This is a genomic window from Micromonospora sp. NPDC001898 (genome assembly GCF_042891255.1).
Lineage (GTDB): Bacteria > Actinomycetota > Actinomycetes > Mycobacteriales > Micromonosporaceae > Micromonospora.
This window is the reverse complement of the sequence record NZ_JBIATC010000006.1, coordinates 74,593-92,200: the sequence shown is the minus strand read 5'-3', so window position 1 is coordinate 92,200 and position 17,608 is coordinate 74,593. Positions and strand designations below refer to the sequence as shown.

General features: G+C 72.5%; 17 protein-coding genes. 6 read left to right on the top strand and 11 right to left on the bottom strand.

What is annotated here, in order from left to right; genetic code table 11:
* Window positions 1–18: 18 nt before the first annotated feature.
* Window positions 19–891 (top strand): alpha/beta fold hydrolase, encoded by an 873-nt coding sequence (locus tag ACFYZF_RS15735; protein WP_387020654.1) that lies wholly within the window; start codon window positions 19–21, stop codon window positions 889–891.
* A gap of 512 nt (window positions 892–1,403) precedes the next feature.
* On the opposite strand, the gene ACFYZF_RS15730 is transcribed toward ACFYZF_RS15735, so the two are convergent.
* Complete coding sequence (locus tag ACFYZF_RS15730) at window positions 1,404–1,979, bottom strand: carboxymuconolactone decarboxylase family protein (protein ID WP_387020651.1); 576 nt, start codon at window positions 1,977–1,979, stop codon at window positions 1,404–1,406.
* A gap of 90 nt (window positions 1,980–2,069) precedes the next feature.
* On the opposite strand from ACFYZF_RS15730, the gene ACFYZF_RS15725 reads away from it, so the two are divergent.
* From ACFYZF_RS15725 to ACFYZF_RS15715, 3 genes are all read left to right on the top strand, one after another.
* Window positions 2,070–2,546 (top strand): MarR family winged helix-turn-helix transcriptional regulator, encoded by a 477-nt coding sequence (locus ACFYZF_RS15725; RefSeq protein WP_387020649.1) that lies wholly within the window; start codon window positions 2,070–2,072, stop codon window positions 2,544–2,546.
* Window positions 2,547–2,672: 126 nt separating this feature from the next.
* Complete coding sequence (locus tag ACFYZF_RS15720; protein WP_350883477.1) at window positions 2,673–2,876, top strand: hypothetical protein; 204 nt, start codon at window positions 2,673–2,675, stop codon at window positions 2,874–2,876.
* Window positions 2,877–3,013: 137 nt separating this feature from the next.
* Window positions 3,014–4,372 carry a hypothetical protein gene (locus ACFYZF_RS15715; protein WP_387020646.1) on the top strand — a complete coding sequence of 453 codons (1,359 nt, stop codon included), beginning with the start codon at window positions 3,014–3,016 and terminating at the stop codon, window positions 4,370–4,372.
* Window positions 4,373–4,444: 72 nt separating this feature from the next.
* Here the strand turns inward: ACFYZF_RS15715 and ccsB are convergent, their stop codons facing one another.
* The 6 genes from ccsB to hemL all read right to left on the bottom strand — a co-directional run bounded on the left by ccsB (window position 4,445) and on the right by hemL (window position 10,632).
* Complete coding sequence (gene ccsB / locus ACFYZF_RS15710; protein WP_387020644.1) at window positions 4,445–5,419, bottom strand: c-type cytochrome biogenesis protein CcsB; 975 nt, start codon at window positions 5,417–5,419, stop codon at window positions 4,445–4,447.
* Window positions 5,419–7,092, bottom strand: a complete 1,674-nt coding sequence (locus tag ACFYZF_RS15705) for a cytochrome c biogenesis protein ResB (protein WP_387020641.1) — start codon at window positions 7,090–7,092, stop codon at window positions 5,419–5,421. The genes ccsB and ACFYZF_RS15705 overlap by 1 nt, the downstream gene beginning before the upstream one ends.
* Window positions 7,092–7,949: a cytochrome c biogenesis CcdA family protein gene (locus ACFYZF_RS15700; protein WP_387020638.1), complete on the bottom strand. Its 858-nt coding sequence runs from the start codon at window positions 7,947–7,949 to the stop codon at window positions 7,092–7,094. Before ACFYZF_RS15700 ends, ACFYZF_RS15705 begins: the two co-directional genes overlap by 1 nt.
* Complete coding sequence (locus ACFYZF_RS15695) at window positions 7,949–8,524, bottom strand: TlpA family protein disulfide reductase (protein WP_387020636.1); 576 nt, start codon at window positions 8,522–8,524, stop codon at window positions 7,949–7,951. Before ACFYZF_RS15695 ends, ACFYZF_RS15700 begins: the two co-directional genes overlap by 1 nt.
* Complete coding sequence (locus tag ACFYZF_RS15690; protein WP_387020633.1) at window positions 8,524–9,171, bottom strand: histidine phosphatase family protein; 648 nt, start codon at window positions 9,169–9,171, stop codon at window positions 8,524–8,526. Before ACFYZF_RS15690 ends, ACFYZF_RS15695 begins: the two co-directional genes overlap by 1 nt.
* A 123-nt stretch (window positions 9,172–9,294) precedes the next feature.
* Window positions 9,295–10,632 (bottom strand): glutamate-1-semialdehyde 2,1-aminomutase, encoded by a 1,338-nt coding sequence (hemL, locus tag ACFYZF_RS15685; protein WP_387020631.1) that lies wholly within the window; start codon window positions 10,630–10,632, stop codon window positions 9,295–9,297.
* Window positions 10,633–10,775: 143 nt separating this feature from the next.
* On the opposite strand from hemL, the gene ACFYZF_RS15680 reads away from it, so the two are divergent.
* Window positions 10,776–11,111 carry an STAS domain-containing protein gene (locus ACFYZF_RS15680; RefSeq protein WP_350883491.1) on the top strand — a complete coding sequence of 112 codons (336 nt, stop codon included), beginning with the start codon at window positions 10,776–10,778 and terminating at the stop codon, window positions 11,109–11,111.
* A gap of 24 nt (window positions 11,112–11,135) precedes the next feature.
* On the opposite strand, the gene ACFYZF_RS15675 is transcribed toward ACFYZF_RS15680, so the two are convergent.
* Both ACFYZF_RS15675 and ACFYZF_RS15670 read right to left on the bottom strand, forming a co-directional pair.
* The gene (locus tag ACFYZF_RS15675) at window positions 11,136–12,719 is read right to left on the bottom strand and encodes an ABC transporter permease (RefSeq protein WP_387020628.1); all 1,584 of its coding nucleotides are present in this window, start codon (window positions 12,717–12,719) and stop codon (window positions 11,136–11,138) included.
* Window positions 12,716–13,633, bottom strand: coding sequence for an ATP-binding cassette domain-containing protein (locus ACFYZF_RS15670; protein ID WP_387020626.1), 918 nt, complete (start codon window positions 13,631–13,633; stop codon window positions 12,716–12,718). The genes ACFYZF_RS15675 and ACFYZF_RS15670 overlap by 4 nt, the downstream gene beginning before the upstream one ends.
* Before the next feature lie 90 nt (window positions 13,634–13,723).
* On the opposite strand from ACFYZF_RS15670, the gene ACFYZF_RS15665 reads away from it, so the two are divergent.
* Entirely contained in the window at window positions 13,724–14,233 is a 510-nt protein-coding gene (locus ACFYZF_RS15665) for a GbsR/MarR family transcriptional regulator (protein ID WP_387020623.1), read from the top strand.
* Between the two features lies 1 nt (window position 14,234).
* On the opposite strand, the gene ACFYZF_RS15660 is transcribed toward ACFYZF_RS15665, so the two are convergent.
* Window positions 14,235–14,789 (bottom strand): two-component system response regulator, encoded by a 555-nt coding sequence (locus ACFYZF_RS15660; protein WP_387020620.1) that lies wholly within the window; start codon window positions 14,787–14,789, stop codon window positions 14,235–14,237.
* Window positions 14,786–17,608: HAMP domain-containing protein (locus tag ACFYZF_RS15655; RefSeq protein ID WP_387020617.1), on the bottom strand; the 2,823-nt coding region annotated here is incomplete at its 5' end. The genes ACFYZF_RS15655 and ACFYZF_RS15660, both read right to left, overlap by 4 nt.

The following is a 17,608-nucleotide window of genomic DNA, read 5'->3' as shown; positions in this document are numbered from 1 at the left end:
GTCGAGACGGGGGCAGCCATGGGCGACGGACGGGTTCCGGCGGGGTTCACCGAGCAGCGGGCCCAGGTCGGTGACGTGGCGATCAACTACGTCCGGGGCGGCCGGGGGCCGACCGTGGTGCTGCTGCACGGCTACCCGCAGTGCTGGCGGATGTGGCGGGGGCTGCTGCCGGAACTGGCCGCCTCGTACCAGGTGGTCGCCCCCGACCTGCGCGGCTTCGGCGACAGCGACGCCCCGCCCGGCGGGTACGACAAGAAGACCCTCGCCGCCGACCTGCACGGGCTACTGGCCGGCCTGGGCCTGACCGGTGACATCCGGCTGGTCGGCCACGACGTGGGGACCATGGTCGCGTACGCCTACGCGGCTGCCCACCCCGACGAGGTGTCGCGGCTGGTGCTGACCGAGGCGCCGATACCGGACGAGAGCATCTACGCGTTTCCCGCGCTCAGCACCGCCGGGCCGGCGGTGTGGAACTTCGGCTTCTTCAACGTCACCAACGGCCTGCCGGAGGAGCTGGTTGCCGGCCGGGAGTCGCTCTGGGTGGACCGCTTCACCGACTCGATCATGGTGAACAAGGGCAGCATCGGCGCGGACGACATCGAGGAGTACGCCCGGCACCTGAGCGACCCGGCGCACCTGCGGGCCAGCTTCGCCTACTTCCGGGCCTTCGGGCAGGACGTCGCGGACAACGCGGCGTACCGGGAGAGGCCGTTGCCGATGCCGGTGCTGGCCGTCGGCGCCGGGGCCAGCCTCGGCGGGAAGGTGGCCGACCAGGCGCGCCGGTACGCCCGCACGGTCGACGGCCGGGTGGTCGAGGACAGCGGTCACTGGCTCTTCGAGGAGCGCCCGGCCGAGCTGGCCAGCCTGCTGCTGCCCTTCCTGCGCTGCTGACGCCGCACCCCGCCGCACCCCCGCCGGCCGCCCGGCGACCGGATCAGGCCCCCGGGCGGGGCGGGGGCGGGGCGGGAACGTCGACGACGTCGTCGCCGACCGGCGGGCGACACCGCAGCGCCCCCTTTGCTCTGCTGCCCCCGGTGCAACGCTCGCGGAGTGTGACGGTTCTGCCGGCTCTCGTCTTCCTGGCGTGGTGCCGCTCCGCAGTAGGTACGCGGCAGGTACCCCTCCCGGCGCCTATGAAGCTGAGTCGGATACGACATCAGCCACGCTCGCCGTGCTCGGCGACCGCAAGCGACGACCCGACGGGGCGGTGGGTAGCGCGACGGCGGCGGGTAACGCGACAGCAGTGGCCCGACCGGCGGTGATGACGTGGACGACTCAGCTCCATAGGCCCCCCACGGCATCGACCGCCCCGCCCACAGCTCCGCCCCGGCCATGGTCCCCGGGCCGACCTGGGACCGCACCCGCGACAACGCAATGGCCCTGGGCCCCCTGCGACGGCCGGTTCAGTCACCGGCGGCCACCGGGGTAGGCGTCCAGGCATGGTCGGCGAGCTGGGGGTCGAGCGGGGCATCGGTGAGCCGGTTGGCGAAGGTGGAGATGGTGTACGTGCCGACGCCGAGGACCACGTCGAGGGCGTTGCCGGGGTGGTAGCCGGCGGTGAGGAAGGCGCGCAGCACGTCGTCCGGGACCGCGCCCCGGTGGTCCAGCACGGCCAGGGTGAACAGCCGCAGCGCCTCCAGCCGCGCCTCGGACAGCGGCGTGCCGGAACGCAGCGCGCCGATCAGCGCCGGGTCGGCACCCTGCCCGGCCAGCGTGCCGGTGTGCATCGCCACGCAGACGTGGCACTCGTTGCGGGTGGCGACCGTCAGCACGACGACCTCCCGCTCCACCGGGTCGAGACTGCACTGCTCGAAGATCCCGTTGACGGTGAGGAAGCCCTTCAGCAGGTGCGGCGACTCGGCCATCAGGGCGACCGGCACCGGGAGGTAGCCGAACTTCCGCCGTACCCCCTCGGTGATCGGCCGGGCGGCGGCGGGCGCGGTGTCGGGGGTGTGGGCGGTGAAGGCGGGACTGGGCATGGGGAACCTGCTCTCCGGTAGGCGCATGACGCCGGCCGTGACGTACGATCGTCAACGTGGTTGTCCAAACAGTAAACATGGTTGTCGAACATGGCAACCGCTGATCCCGCCCGTCCCGGCTTCGCGCTGCCCCTGCTGCTGCTGGCCGGCTTCCGCACGCTCATCGACGACCTGCACACGGAGCTGGCCCGGCAGGGCCACCCCGGGCTGCGCCCGCTGCACGGCTTCGTCCTCCAGGCCGTCGGCCCCCACGGCACCACCGCCACCGAGCTGGGCCAACGCCTCGGCGTCTCCAAGCAGGCCGCCGGCAAGACGGTCGACCGGCTGGTCGCCCTCGGTTACCTGGAACGCGCCGACGACCCGCGCGACGCCCGCCGCAAGCTGGTCCGGATGACCTCGCGGGGCCACGACGGGCTGGCCCGCTCGGCGGTGACCTTCGACGCGCTGCGCGACCGCTGGGCGGCCACCCTGGGCCCGGAGCGGGTCGCCGCAATCGAGGACGACCTGCGCACAGTCGCCGCCGCCGACCTCTTCCGCCTCGACGTCCCGGGCTGGTTCGGCACCTGACCCGATCCCGACTCCGTCGGCTGCCACCGCATTTCGCACAACTGGCGGACTTAGACCTGTGGTCATACAGATCGCAGCGCCGGGCACGGCGGGCCGATGAACCGCTCAAGGGTGCACGATGAGGGTATGAGCGACGCGTACGTGTCCGGGGACCCGGACGGCCTCTCCCCCCTGCTGGTCCGGATCCGCGACGCGGTGGCCCGGGAACTGCACGCCCAGCTCACCATGCGCGCCGAGCGGATCGAGCTGCCCGACGTGCCGGAGGTGGCCTACCAGGTCACCCGGCAGGTGGACCGGATCCTCACCGCGACCAGGGCCGCCCGGCCCTGACCGACGGGCCGTAACTGTCACCCCCGGTCCCTAGGATCAGGACGCCGATCCGGCCGGCGGGGTGGCCGCCGGTTTCTCCGGGTCGGTTTCCCTGACGAAGGAGATCGATGGGATCTGTGCGCGTTCCACGCGGTCGGGTGACCGTAATCCCGTCCGGCAGCGGCTCCCTGGCGGCCCGCCTCGGCGTGATGGGGCTGGTCGCGGCGACCGCCGTGGGCAGCGTCGCCGCCCCGGCGGCGGCCGAGAGCGACCCGGGCTGGGTCAGCGCCTGGCTCGGTGACACCACCATCGGCGCGGCCGGCGCACCCGGCCGGACCGCCGCGTTGAGCATGACCAACGTCGGAGCGGTCAACCCCCGGGTCAGCTTCGACCTGACCGCGCTGGCCGGCGTCGCCACCGCCACCTTCCCGGACTGGTGCGTCAGCTCGGCCACGGCGGTGACCTGCCCGATGCCCCCGACGGCCACTCCCGACGAGTTCGGCACCGTCAACGGCACGGTGCCGGTGGTGCTGCGGGCCGTGCCGGGGGCCGCCGACGGCGCGACCGGCACGATCGGCTACACGGTCGCCGCCGACCAGGTCGACCCGGAGACACAGCAGGGAACCGTCACGGTGGCCGCCGGCCCGGCCGCGGTCGACCTGGTCGACGCATACGTGCCGGGGCCGGCTGTGGGCGACCGGATCGGCGTGCCCGTGGCGGTGGCCAACGGCGGCCACCAGCCGATCGAGGACCTGCGGGTGACCCTGCGCTTCCCGGTCGGGCTCGCCCCGAAGGCGTACCGCAACTGCCGCTACGGCACCGATCCGATCGTGCTTGCCACCGTGATGGTCTGCACCGTGCGCGGCAGCTTCGCCCCAGGCCAGCGCTACGAGGCGCGCGGGGGTATCCCCACCCGGGTCACCCCGGCCGCACTCGGGAACAAGGGGATCACCCAGTTCGTCGAGCCGCTGGCCATGGCTGGCCCGCTGCCCGCCGGGGTGAAGCTCACCCGCCGGGAGGCGGACCGACCGCTGCGGCTGCGGGCGGTCGGCGAACCGGTGGACGTCCTCACGGCCGAGCAGGACAACGCCTGGGGGCTGTACTACCTGCGCGACATCCGGGGCGCGTTCGACGTGGTGGCGCTCGGGGCCACTGCCACCGGAGCGGTCGGCGACACCGTCCAGGTCCAGGTCGGCATCCGCAACGACGGCCCCGGGGTGCCCGACGACACCGTCTCCGGCGGCGGCTCGGCCAGCTTCCGGTTCGTCCCGCCGGCAGGGACGACCGTGACGAACCACCCGGCCCGGTGCTCCCCGAGCGACGGCGAGGAGGGCGCGCCCGGCTACTGGTACTGCGGGAAGCCGGGGCTGGTCTTCCCCGCCGGCGAGACCTTCACCGTGGCGTTCGACCTGCGGATCGACGGCCCGGCCGGCGCTGCGGGCGGGGTGCGGGTCGACCCGTATCCGCGCACCGACGACGACCCGGCCAACGACGTGGCCGCGGTGACGCTGGGCTGACCGCCCCGGACACGGTGACCGCCGGGGGCCAGTTGCCCCCGGCGGTCACCGGATCGGTTCGACGGTGCCGGGTCAGTCGACGCCGGCGTAGGAGTGCAGGCCGGTGAAGAAGAAGTTGACCCCGAACAGGTTCATCAGCATGGTGAGGAAGCCGAGGATGGCGAGCCAGGTGGCCACGTTCCGCCGCACACTCGGGGTGGCCCGGGCGTGCAGGTAGCCCGCATACACCACCCAGGAGATGAACGCCCAGGTCTCCTTCGGGTCCCAGCCCCACGGCCGGCCCCACGCGGCCTCCGCCCAGATCGCGCCGGCGATCACCGCGAAGGTGAAGATGGGGAACGCGAAGGCGTGCAGCACGAAGGTCAGCCGCTCCAGGCCGGCCGCCGTCGGCAGCCGCTGCGCCAGGGTGTACGGGAAGCTGCGTTTGCCCTGCTCGTACCCGTTGCGTATGAGGAACGCGACCGCCGGCACCGCGCCGAGCAGGAAGATGCCGGACGAGAAGCTGATCGTCGACACGTGCACGATGAACCAGTACGACTGGAGCGCCGGCATCAGCGGCACCACCTCGACGAACAGCTTCAGCTCGGCGAACGCGAGCAGCAGCACCATCACCAGGGTGAGGAACAGCCCCAGGCGGCGCAGCGAGGGGCGCTTCCACAGCACGCCGAGCCAGGCCGCCGTCCCGATGAACGAGATCGTCAGCACGAACTCGTACATGTTGCCCCAGGGCATCCGGTCGGCGGCGATGCCGCGCGTGACCGTGGCCGCGAGATGCAGCGCGGCGGCGAGGACGGTGATCCCGACCGCGACGAGGCCGAACAGCCGGGCACGCTCCGCCGAGCGGTCAACCCGGGCCGGAGGTGCGACCGGGGCGGCGGGCGTGTCGACCAGGCCGCCGGCCCCGCCGACTCCCACGCCGACCAGTTCGCGCGCGGCCGGGGCGACGGCCCTGGCGTTGCCCAGGGCGTACTCGACGGCGTGGCAGATCATCGCGACCAGGTACGCCAGGATCGCGAACGTGACCAGTTGGTCGGAGAGTGCGGACATCACTCGGCTCCTTCTCGCGTCCCGGCCGGACCGCGTGCGTCGCGGCCCCCACCGGTCCGCTCGCCCGGCTCACCGTCGCCACCGACGGCGGCGACGAGCTGCGCGAACTCGTCGGCGAACCCCGGATATTCGGTGCGCGGCAGGCCACCGGCCTCCATCAAGCTACTACCGCCCGTCGGAGATCCATCGGCGGGGTCGGCCGCCTCACCCGATCCGGCCGGCGTAACCCGGAACCAGACGCGGCGGCGCTTGCCGAACAGGGAGCCCATCAGGCCGACCAGCAGCACCGTCGAGCTGCCGAGCAGCAGCATCGAGCCGGGGTCGTAGCGCACCGACAGGGTGATGTACGGCTTGGTGCCGACGAACTCCAGCACGCTGCCGTCGTCCAGCGTCCACTTCTCGCCGACGGCCAGCTTCTTGTCGCCGACCTGCTTGAGCTTGCCGTTGTTGACCTGGCGCTGGTCGAGCTTGTACACCGAGCCGGGGATGCCGGCGTCCATGCCCAGGTTCCCCCGGTACGCGACGAGCACCACCGCCGGGTTGTCCTCGGTCGGGAACTCCGACCGGGTGAACGGGGCCTGCCGCGGGGCGGTGGGCAGGTACAACCCCTCGAAGGCGACCTGGAGATTCGAGTCCCGCTTGCCGGTCTTCGGGTCGACGTTCACGTCCGGGAACGCGGCCACGCCCTCGCTGGTGAGGGTGGCGTCCCCGCTGGTCACGAAGGGGAAGTTGCTGGTCTGGGTCTTGCCGTACCGGTCGGTGTAGCGCAGCACCGGGGCATAGCCGTGGCCGAGCAGGTAGACGTTGGCGTCGCCGAGGCGCAGCGGGGAGTTGACCGAGAAGGTCTCGGTGCGGGTGGCCCGGCCGGCCTCCTCCACGTCGACCGTGGCCCGGTAGAACTCGGGCTGGGCCGACTCCAGGAACCGCGCGTCGAAGTGGTTCAGGGTCAGGCAGAACGGCGGTAGGTCGGCGCTGTCCACCTGGGGGCCGAGCTTGGCCTCGGCGTACTGCTGCCGGGTGTTGCAGAAGGCGTTCTCCTCGCCGGCCACCAGCAGCCTGTTGCCGTGCCAGCCGAACCAGGAGCCGAGGGCGACCCCGATCAGCACGGCGATCAGCGAGGTGTGGAACAGCAGGTTACCGGTCTCCTTGAGGTACCCCTTCTCGGCGGAGACCTCGTTTCCGCGCACCACCACCCGCCAGCGTCGCCGGCGCAGCTCGGCGGCGACGGCCTCGGCGTCGGTGGCGACACCGGTGCGCACGGCGTGCTGGGGCAGCCGGTCCAGGCGCTTGGGCGCGGACGGCGGCTTCGTGCGCAGGGCGCGGACGTGGTCGCGCAGCCGGGGCAGGATGCAGCCGATCAGCGAGGTGAACAACAGCAGGTAGATGGCGGAGAACCAGACCGACCCGAACACCTCGAACGCGCCGATCCGGTCCAGCCTGGGGGCCAGCTCGGGGTGGTCGACGAAGTACTGGTTGACCTTCTCCAGGTTCACCCCGCGCTGCGGCAGCACCGAGCCCGGGATGGCCGCGACGGCGAGCAGGAAGAGCAGGATCAGCGCCGTACGCATGCTGGTGAGCTGCCGCCACGAGTTGCGCAGCAGGGCCAGCGCCCGGTTGGGCCGGCGGCGCGGCGCCTTGGCCGGGGGAACCGGCCGGTCCGTCACGATTGTCATCAGATGCTCACCTCGCCCACGCCGAACGTCGTCTGCAACCAGATGACGAAGTTGGTCCACCCGCCGGTGACCAGCGCGAGGCCGATCAGCACCAGCAGTACGCCGCCGACCCGGGTGACCCAGCGGCTGTTGCGCCGGACGGCGCGGAACACCCCGAGCAGGCGGTGGAAGGCCAGCCCGAAGACGACGAACGGTATCCCCAGCCCGAGGCAGTACGCCACGGCGAGCACCACGGCCCGGTCGGTCTGCCCGCCGGGGGTGGCCATGCCGAGCACCGCCGCGAGTGTGGGGCCGGTGCAGGGCATCCAGCTCAGGGCGAAGACCGCGCCGAAGACGGGGGCCCCGAGCAGGCCGGCGGAGGGCAGCCGGTGGATCCGGAACTCCCGCTGAAGGCCGGGCAGCACCCCGACGAAGGCCAGCCCGAGCACGATGACCAGCGCACCGGCGCCGATCTCCAGCGCCCGCTCGTACTGGATGAAGACCCGGCCCACGCTGGCGAAGAGGATCGCGGTGGCGGTGAAGACGGCGGTGAACCCGGCGATGAAGAGCAGCGTCCCGGCGAGCACCCGGCCCTTGACCGCCGCCGCCGTCCGGCCCCGTTCCCGGGTCCGCTCCCGCACCGCCACGCCGCCGCCGTCGGGGCCCTGCCCGGGGCCCGGGGTGCCGGCGGGGGGCGTCGCCGGCGCGTCCCGGCCCTCCAGGTCGGCGCCGGCCAGGCCGGTGACGTAGGAGAGGTAGCCGGGGACCAGCGGAAGGATGCACGGGGACAGGAAGCTGACCAGCCCGGCGAGTGCCGCCGCACCGATGGCCAGTAGCAGCGGCCCGCTCTGGGCGATGTCGTGGAAGGTCCCGCCCATCAGCGGGAGCCGTTGGGCGGGGGCTGCTCGGCGGCGATCCGCGCGACGATCGGTTGCAGCCGTTCCTGGGTCACCGCCGACCGGATGACCACGGCCACCCTGCCGTCCCGGTCCAGCACGACGGTGGCCGGGATGGTGGTGGGCGAGATGTCGAAGGCGAGGGCGAGTCGGCTCGGGGGGTCGAAGAGGCTGGGGTAGGTGACCCGGCCCTCCTCGAACGCGAGCGCCTTGTCCCGGTTGTCCTGCACGTTGATGCCGAGGAAGGTCACCCCGGAAGCCTTGGTGGCCTGGTAGGTGGCCTCCAGGTCGTCGGCCTCGGCCCGGCAGGGCGGACACCAGGAACCCCAGAAGTTGACCACGATCACCTGGCCGCGGTCCGTCGCGACGTCGTAGCTGCCGCCGGTGAGCAGCTCACCGGACAGCTTCGGCGCGGTGGACCGTTGGTCGGGGGCGCACTCGATGGCGCCGTCGGTGGTGGTGCAGCGCTGCTCCTGGCTGTCGGAGGAGCAGCCGGCCAGCGCCGCCGTGGTGGCCACGGCCGCGAGGAGTCCCGCGATCCACCTCCGGGCTGGCATCAGGCCCCCTTGGCCGTCCGGGCGGTCGGCGATGTGGCGACGAGGTGGGCGGCCGGCTCGCTGTAGCCGATCCCGACGATCTTCGCGCCGTCGAAGTGGAACGAGGTGAGGCTGGCCAGGCCGCACTGCCGCCGGCGCGGGTCGTGCCAGAGCCGTTTGCGCTCGACGTGGCGGCGCAGCGTCCAGATCGGGAGTTGGTGGGAGACCAGCACGGCCTCGCGCCCCTCGGCGGCGACCCGGGCCGCGTGCAGGGCGGCGAACATCCGCTCCGCGATGGCCCGGTACGCCTCGCCCCAGGACGGGGTGACCGGGTCGCGCAGCACCCACCAGTTACGCGGGTCGCGGAACGAGCCGTCGCCCGGGGAGACCTTCTTGCCCTCGAACCAGTTGGCGCTCTCGATCAGCCGCTCGTCCACCCCGACGGGCAGGCCGAACTGCCCGGCGATCGGCTCGGCGGTCTGCTGGGCACGTTCGAGGGGGCTGGCAACCACGTGCACCACGTCCCGCTCGGCGAGCCCCTGGGCCGCCGCCTTGGCCATCTGCACGCCCAGCTCCGACAGGCGGAAGCCGGGCAGCCGGCCGTAGAGGATCTGATCCGGGTTGTGCACCTCACCGTGCCGCAGCACGTGGACCACCGTCTTGCTCACCGCAGCGCTCCCTTCGTTCGCGACTGCGGGGCTCGCAAAACCGGCTCACTCCTCGCGCTCACCACGCCACCTTCGTTCGCGACTGCGGGGCTCGCAAAACCGGCTCACTCCTCGCGCTCACCACTACCCCCCGTTGCCCGCCGCTGCCGCCGCGTTCGCCGCCGCGGGCAGGGCCGCGGCGATCTGCTCACACGCGGCGTCGTCGATCGCCGCCGAGACGAACCATGCCTCGAACGCGCTCGGCGGCAGGTAGACCCCGTCGGCGAGCATCGAGTGGAAGAACGCCTTGAACGCCGGGACCTGCTGGGTCCGGGCGCTGTCGTAGTCGATCACGTCGGCGTCCGTGAAGAAGATCGAGAACATGCTGCCCGCGTACGACAGCCGGTGCGGGACCCCGGCGGCGGTCAACGCGTCGGCGGCGAGCTTGCCCACCAGGGCGGCCGTCTCGTCGAGCCTGCGGTAGACGGCGTCGTCGGCCAGCCGCAGCGTGGCCAGGCCGGCGGCGCAGGCGAGCGGGTTACCGGAGAGGGTGCCGGCCTGGTAGACCGGGCCGGCCGGGGCGAGTCGCGCCATGATCTCCGTGCGCCCGCCGAAGGCCGCGGCCGGCAGGCCACCGCCCATGACCTTCCCGTACGTCCACAGGTCGGCGTCGGAGGGGTCGAGCCCGTGCCACCCGGAGCGGGAGACCCGGAACCCGGTCATCACCTCGTCGACGACCAGCAGCGCGCCGTGCGCGTGGGCGATCCGGGCCAACTGCTGGTTGAACCCGTCGCGGGGGGCCACCACGCCCATGTTGCCGGCCGCCGCCTCGGTGATGATCGCGGCGATGTGCGGGCCCTCGGCGGCGAACGCGGCCTCCACGGCGGCGACGTCGTTGTACGGCAGCACGATGGTGTCGCCGGCCGCCGCGCCGGTGACGCCGGGCGAGTCGGGCAGGCCGAGGGTGGCCACGCCGGAGCCGGCGGCGGCGAGCAGGGCGTCGACGTGCCCGTGGTAGCAGCCGGCGAACTTGATGATCTTCGAGCGGCCGGTGAAGCCCCGGGCCAGCCGGATCGCCGACATGGTGGCCTCGGTGCCCGAGTTGACCAGCCGGACCTGCTCGACCGGGGTGCGGTCGACGATCTCGGCGGCCAGCTCGACCTCGCCGGGGGTCGGGGCACCGAAGCTGGTGCCCCGGGCGGCGGCGGCCTGGACGGCCTCGACCACCTCCGGGTGGGCGTGCCCGAGGAGCAGCGGCCCCCACGAGCAGACCAGGTCGACGTAGCGCCGGCCGTCCGCGTCGTGGAGCCAGGGACCTTCCCCCCGGACCATGAAGCGCGGGGTGCCGCCGACGGCGCGGAACGCGCGCACGGGGGAGTTCACCCCGCCCGGCACGATGGCGCGGGCGCGGTCGAACAGGGCCTCGGAGGCCGGCGCGTCGGCAGGGTAACGGCCGGATCCGGCGAAAAAGGTATCGGTCACGATGCCGCCATTGTGTCAGCGCCGGACGGCGAATCGGCAGCCACCCCTGGGTCGGGGTTACCGGGCTCACGCGGAACGGCTGGCCGGGCGGGCTGCGAGCGCCTCGGCGGGCCAGAGGACCCGGTTCACGCTAGGCTGATCGGGTGGATCGTGCCGAACTGTCCATCACGCTACACCGGACGGGCGATGAAGTGGTGCTTCGCCTCGCCGGTGAGATCGACATGCTCACGGCCGCCCAACTCTCGACCGTCGTCAACGAGGTGCTCGCCGATCCGCCCCCGCGGATCGTCCTCGATCTGGGCGGGGTCACCTTCTGCGATTCCCAGGGTCTGGGCACCCTGGTCGTGCTCAGCCGCAAGACCAGCCACGCGCAGAGCCTGCTCATCCTGACCGGCGTCGGCGACTTCCTGCTCCGGGTCCTGGACATCACCGGCCTCCGCTCGGCCCTGATGATCCGCAACGGCGCCCCCACCGACTGACCGCTCCGCCCGCCCCGTCGCCGCCTAGCCGGACAGGTCGCGGCGGCGGAAGGTGAGCAGGCCCGCCGTGGTCAGCGCAGCTGCCGTGCCGGCCAGGGCCAGCAGTGGCGTGGCGGGAACCGAACCGCCCAGGACCTGCGGGGTGTGGGTGAACGGGGACAGGTCCAGCAGCCACTGACTCAGCTCCAGCACCGCGCCGAGCTGGCCGAGGAGCAGGCAGCCGGCGAGCGCCGCCCAGGCCGCGCCGACGCTGATCCGGGGCAGCAGGCCGAACAACAGCACCGCCAGGGCGACCAGCACCCAGACCGCCGGCACGTGGGCCAGCGCCGCCCCGGCCAGCCGGGGCACCTTTCCGGTCACGTCGGAGCTGCTGAGGCCGTAGGCGAGCCCGGTGACCGCGCCGGTCACCGCCAGCATCACCGCCGGGCCGAGCAGGGCGAAGGCCAGGTGGCCGAGCAACCAGCGGGACCGGCTCGTCCCGGTGGCGAGCACCGGCTCGGCGCGCTGGGCGGTCTCCTCCGTCCGCATCCGCAGCACGGCCTGGATGCCGTAACCGGCGGCGGCGAGCGCGACGATGCTCAGGGTCGTCCCGAGGTACGCCTCGGCGATCGACGTCGAGCCGCCGAGCCGCTCCATCAGCCGGGCGACGGTCTCGTTGCCGTCCACCGCGTCCCCGGCCGCCTCGGCGGCGCCGCCGAGCACCGCGCCGAGGGCCGCCGAGCCGACCGTCCAGCCGAGCAGCGCGACCCGGTTCAGCCGCCAGGCCAGCCCCCACGGGCCGGCGAGGGCGGGGCCTGCGGCGGCCGGGCCGAGCCGCGGAGGCAGCACGCCCGCGCCGAGGTCGCGCCGCACCGAGAGCCGGAACGCCACCGCGCCGACCAGCGCGGCCAGCCCGGCGAGCAGCGCCAGCGGCCACCAGCGCTCGCCGACGTACGGGTGGGTGCGCTGGGCCCAGCCCAGCGGGGAGAGCCGGCTCAGCCACTCTGTTCCGGCCGCGTCCCCGGCGAGCCGGACCAGGTACGCCGCCCCGAGGGCCGCGACGCCCAGCCCTCGGGCGCCACCCGCGCTCTCGGTGAGCTGCGCGGCGAGGGCGCCCACGGTGGCGAAGACCGCCCCGGCGAGGGCGACCGAGAGCCCGAACGCCAGGGAGCCGGCCGCCGGCAGGCCGGTGGCGACCAGCCCGCCGGCCACGAACAGCCCGAGCAGCAGGTCCGCCGCGTACGTGACGAGCAGCGCGGCGGCCAGCCCGGCGTACCGGCCGAGGACGGTCGCGCCGAGCAGCTCCCGCCGGCCCGCCTCCTCCTCGGTACGGGTGTGCCGGACGACGACGAGCAGGCTGATCAGGCCGACGATCAGGTGCAGCAGCCCGGACCGCTGGGCGGCGAGCGCGCCGACGCTGTCGCCGTACGCCGGGCCGAGCAGGGCCTCGACCGACGGGTTGCCGGCGGTGCTGGCCGCGTACTCGGCGCGCTGGGCGGCGGTCGGGTACAGCCCGGCGTACGTTTCGGCGTAGCTGGCCGGCAGCACCGCGATGAGCAGCACCCAGATCGGCAGCAGCACCCGGTCCCGGCGCAGGATCAGCCGGACCAGGTGCCGGGTGCCGGTCATCGGGCCACCCCGGCGGGTGCGCCGACGGTGCTCGCCGATCCGTAGTGCCGCAGGAACAGCTCCTCAAGCGTGGGCGGCCGGCTGACCAGGCTCCGTACGCCGATCTCGGTGAGCTGGCGCAGCGCGGCGTCGAGCGCCGGGGTGTCCACGTCGAAGCGGACCCGGTCGCCGTCGACCCGTAGGTCGTGCACGCCGGCCAGCTCGGCCAGCCCGTGCGGCGGCCCGGCCAGCTCGGCGTCGACGGCCGTGCGCTGGAGGTGACGCAGCTCGGCCAGCGTGCCGGTCTCCACGGCGCGGCCGTTGCGGATGATCGTCACCCGGTCGCAGAGCGCCTCGACCTCGCCGAGGATGTGGCTGGAAAGCAGAACGGTGCGGCCGTCGGCGCGGGCCCGGTCCACCCAGTGCTGGAAGACCTCCTCCATCAGCGGGTCGAGGCCGGAGGTCGGCTCGTCGAGGATCAGCAACTCCGCGTCGGAGGCGAGGGCGGCGACCAGTCCGACCTTCTGCCGGTTGCCCTTCGAGTACGCCCGGCCCTTCTTGCGCGGATCCAGCTCGAACGCGGCGAGCAGTTCGTCGCGGCGGGCGCGGTCGATCCCGCCGCGCATCCGGCCGAGCAGGTCGATCACCTCGCCCCCGGTGAGGTTGGGCCAGAGGGTCACGTCGCCCGGCACGTACGCCAGGCGACGGTGCAGGGCGACGGCGTCCCGCCACGGGTCGCCGCCGAGCAGGCGGGCGGCCCCCGTGTCTGCCCGCAGCAGGCCGAGCAGCACCCGGATGGCGGTGGACTTGCCGGCGCCGTTGGGCCCCAGGAAGCCGTGCACCTCACCGGCACGGACGGTCAGGTCCAGCCCGTCGAGCGCCCGGGTCCGGCCGAAGGTCTTCACCAGGCCCGTCACCGTTATCGCAGTTTCCATGCATCAGAAGCTACAGTCATTTCACGATGTTGTGAAGACTGTGGAGGCTGAGGCACGATCAGATACCCGACCTACGCCGAGGAGAGCCGGATGAGCATTGCCGACCCGCCCAGCCGCAACGACGAGGCGGCCCACCTCTTCGTCGAGCGGATGGCCATGGCCTTCGCGGAGGTCGGCATCCCCCGGATGGCCGCCCGGGTGCTGTTCACGGTGATGAGCGCGGACGAGACGCTGACCGCCGCCGAGATCGGCGAGCGGCTCGATGTCAGCGCGGCGGCGGTCTCCGGCGCGGTCCGCTACCTGACCCAGTTCGGAATGCTGGTCCGCGAGCCGGTGAAGGGCTCCCGCCGGGACCGCTACGGGCTCCCGGACAACCCCTGGTACGAGGCGACGATCACGAAGACCGGCCTCTACAAGAACTTCATCGACATCGCGGACGGCGGTGTCGACGCCCTCGCCGGCCGGAGCACCCCGGCCGGCGAGCGGGTCGCGGAGATGCGCGACTTCTTCGTCTTCATCCAGGGGGAGATCGACTCACTCGGCGAACGCTGGCGGGCCCGCCGCGCCGCCACGGGCCACGGCGGTTCGCCCCCCGCCTAGGTCAGCGGGTGTTGCCCCAGCGGGCCTGTTCCAGCAGGTCGACGGCCCGGGGTCGGGCCTCCGGGCCGTCCGCCCGGAGCAGGGCGGTGGCCTCGTCGACGGCGTCGGTGAGCGTGCGCCACTGCGTCTCGCGCTCCCGGACCAGGTCCGACTGGGCGGCGAGCTGCCGGGTCTTGACCCACAGCTCGACGAAGACCGACACCTTGGCCCGCAGCACCCACGGGTCGAAGGGCTTGGTCAGGTAGTCGACCGCACCGACCGCGTACCCGCGTAGGGCGAGCTGGGCGTCCTTGTCGGCCGCCGTGAGGAAGATGATCGGCACGTGCCGGGTGCGTTCCCGCCGCTTGATGTGGCTGGCGGTCTCGAAGCCGTCCATGTCGGGCATCTGCGCGTCCAGCAGGATCACCGCGAAGTCGTCCACCAACAACTGCTTGAGCGCCGCCTCGCCGCTCTCCACAGCGACCGACTGCACCGGCAGCCCCTGGAGAATCGCCTCCAGGGCCATCAGATTCTCCCGTCGGTCGTCGACCAACAGCGCCTTGGCCGTCTGGGTCACGCTCTCTCCTCGCCTCGGCTGCCGCCCACCCAGGACGCCATCAGCTCGATCAGGTCGTCCAGGTCAACAGGTTTGGTGATGTAGTCGCTGCCGCCCGCCGCGAGCGCGGACTCGCGGTCGCCCGGCATCGCCTTCGCGGTAAGGAAGACAATAGGCAGGTCGGCGAAGCGGTGGTTACGGCGGATCTGCCGGGTGGTCTCGTAGCCATCCTGGTCGGGCATCATCGCGTCCATCAGCACGATGTCCACCTCCGGATGCTCGGCCAGCCGGCGGACGCCGTCCGCCCCGTTGTCCGAGTACAACACGGTCATACCGTGCAACTCCAATGCGCTGGTCAGCGCGAAGACGTTCCGCACGTCGTCGTCGATGATCAGCACGGTGACGCCCTCCAGCCTGCGGGTGGCCGGCGTCTCAGCCACCCCCGACAACTCTGGCGGGGGCATCAGCAGCGACGCGGGCAGGCCCGCGCGGGCCGGCGACGGTGGCGCGGGCGCGACCACCGCGTCCGGAGCCAGCACGTCCGGTACGTACAAGGTGAAGGTGGAGCCCTCCCCGGGCGCCGAGGCCACGGCGATCGAGCCGCCGAGCAGGCGGGCCAGATCCCGGCTGATCGACAGCCCCAGCCCGGTGCCGCCGTACCGCCGGCTGGTCGTGCCGTCCGCCTGCTGGAACGCCTCGAAGATCAGCGACAGCTTGTCGTCCGAGATGCCGACCCCGGTGTCGATCACCGTGAAGGCGATCACCTGTCGGGCGTTGGTCAGCGCCGGCACGTCGAAGACGACGTTCTCGGACGCCGGGGCGATCCGCAGCGTCACCGTGCCGTTGTCGGTGAACTTCACCGCGTTGGAGAGCAGGTTGCGCAGGATCTGCTGCAACCGCCCGGTGTCGGTGACCAGCGCCGGGGGCAGATCCTCGGCCACCCGGACCCGGAAGTCGAGGCCCTTGTCCTCGGCCTGCGGGGTGAACGCCTGCTCCACGAACCCGCGGATCTCGTCGAACCGGACCTCGGTCGGCTCGACGTCCATCCGGCCCGCCTCGATCTTGGACAGGTCGAGGATGTCGTCGATCAGCCGCAGCAGGTCCGAGCCGGAGCCGTGGATGGTCCGGGCGAACTCGATCTGCTTCGGGGTGAGGTTCTGCTCCGAGTTCTCCACCAGCAGCCGGGCCAGCAGCAGCAGCGAGTTCAGGGGCGTACGCAGCTCGTGGCTCATGTTGGCCAGGAACTCCGACTTGTACGCCGAGGCCCGGGTGAGCTGCTGGGCCTTGTCCTCCAGGCCGAGCCGGGCCAGTTCGATCTCCCGGTTCTGGGTCTCGATGTTCGCCTTCTGCTCGGACAGCAGCTGGGCCTTGTCCTCCAACTCGGCGTTGGTGCGCTGCAACTCGGCCGACTGCTCCTGGAGCTCGTGGGCCAGCCGCTGCGACTGGGCCAGCAGCTCCTCGGTGCGCCGGTTGGCCTGGATCGTGTTGACGGCGACGCCGATGGTCAGCACCAGCCGCTCCAGGAACGACAGGTGCAGTTCGGAGAAGGCGGCCACGCTGGCGAACTCGATCACACCGAGCAGCTCGCCCTCGAACAGCACGGGCAGCACCACCAGGTCGGCCGGCGGGGTGTCCGCCAGCCCCGAGCGCAGGGTGAGCCGGCCGTCCGGGGAGGCGCTCACCCGGATCGTCCGGCGGGACAGCGCGGCCTGCCCGACCAGTCCCTCGCCGGGGCCGAAGGTGACGTCGTGCCCCCGAGCCACGTAGCCGTACGAGGCGGTCAGCCGCAGCCGCATGCTGCCGTCGGAGGTGTCGACCAGGAAGAACGCGCCGAGCTGCGCGTCGACCAGCGGGGTCACCTCCATCATGATCATCCGGCAGACCTCGCCGAGGTCCCGCTGCCCCTGGAGCAGGCCGCCGATGCGGGCCAGGTTGGAGTCCAGCCAGCCCTGCTCGGCGTTCTTCTTCGTCGTCTCCCGAAGGGTGACGATCATCTGGTTGATGTTGTCCTTCAGCTCGGCGACCTCGCCCTGGGCCTCGACCGCGATCCGCTGGGTCAGGTCGCCCCGGGTCACCGAGGTCGACACCTGGGCGATGGCCCGGAGCTGGGTGGTGAGCGTGGAGGCGAGCTGGTTGACGTTCTCGGTGAGGTCCCGCCAGGTGCCGGAGACGCCCTTCACCTGCGCCTGGCCGCCGAGCTTGCCCTCGATGCCGACCTCGCGGGCCACCCGGGTCACCTCGTCCGCGAACGACGACAGCTGGTCCACCATCGTGTTCACCGTGTTCTTCAACTCCAGGATCTCGCCCTGCGCGTCCACGGTGATCTTCTGCGACAGGTCGCCCTTCGCGACCGCCGTGGTCACCGACGCGATGTTGCGCACCTGCGACGTCAGGTTCGACGCCATCGAGTTCACGTTGTCCGTCAGATCCCGCCACGTGCCCGAGACGCCCTTCACCTGCGCCTGACCGCCCAGCTTGCCCTCCGTGCCCACCTCACGGGCCACCCGGGTCACCTCGTCCGCGAACGACGACAGCTGGTCCACCATCGTGTTCACCGTCGACTTCAACTCCAGGATCTCGCCCCGGGCGTCCACGGTGATCTTCTGCGACAGGTCACCCTTCGCCACCGCCGTGGACACCTGGGCGATGTTGCGCACCTGGGCGGTCAGGTTCGACGCCATCGAGTTCACGTTGTCGGTCAGGTCCCGCCAGGTGCCGGCGACGCCACGCACCTGGGCCTGGCCGCCCAGCTTGCCCTCCGTGCCCACCTCACGGGCCACCCGGGTCACCTCGTCCGCGAACGACGACAGCTGGTCCACCATCGTGTTCACCGTCGACTT

Excerpts from the sequence above, each read along its gene's own strand:
- ACFYZF_RS15665 (WP_387020623.1), top strand. The coding sequence starts at position 13,724 with ATGAGCATTGCCGACCCGCCCAGCCGCAACGACGAGGCGGCCCACCTC.
- ACFYZF_RS15670 (WP_387020626.1), bottom strand. The coding sequence starts at position 13,633 with ATGGAAACTGCGATAACGGTGACGGGCCTGGTGAAGACCTTCGGCCGG.
- ACFYZF_RS15735 (WP_387020654.1), top strand. The coding sequence starts at position 19 with ATGGGCGACGGACGGGTTCCGGCGGGGTTCACCGAGCAGCGGGCCCAG.
- ACFYZF_RS15675 (WP_387020628.1), bottom strand. The coding sequence starts at position 12,719 with ATGACCGGCACCCGGCACCTGGTCCGGCTGATCCTGCGCCGGGACCGG.
- ACFYZF_RS15720 (WP_350883477.1), top strand. The coding sequence starts at position 2,673 with ATGAGCGACGCGTACGTGTCCGGGGACCCGGACGGCCTCTCCCCCCTG.
- ACFYZF_RS15700 (WP_387020638.1), bottom strand. The coding sequence starts at position 7,949 with ATGGGCGGGACCTTCCACGACATCGCCCAGAGCGGGCCGCTGCTACTG.
- ACFYZF_RS15705 (WP_387020641.1), bottom strand. The coding sequence starts at position 7,092 with ATGACAATCGTGACGGACCGGCCGGTTCCCCCGGCCAAGGCGCCGCGC.
- ccsB (WP_387020644.1), bottom strand. The coding sequence starts at position 5,419 with ATGTCCGCACTCTCCGACCAACTGGTCACGTTCGCGATCCTGGCGTAC.
- ACFYZF_RS15695 (WP_387020636.1), bottom strand. The coding sequence starts at position 8,524 with ATGCCAGCCCGGAGGTGGATCGCGGGACTCCTCGCGGCCGTGGCCACC.
- ACFYZF_RS15725 (WP_387020649.1), top strand. The coding sequence starts at position 2,070 with ATGGCAACCGCTGATCCCGCCCGTCCCGGCTTCGCGCTGCCCCTGCTG.
- ACFYZF_RS15730 (WP_387020651.1), bottom strand. The coding sequence starts at position 1,979 with ATGCCCAGTCCCGCCTTCACCGCCCACACCCCCGACACCGCGCCCGCC.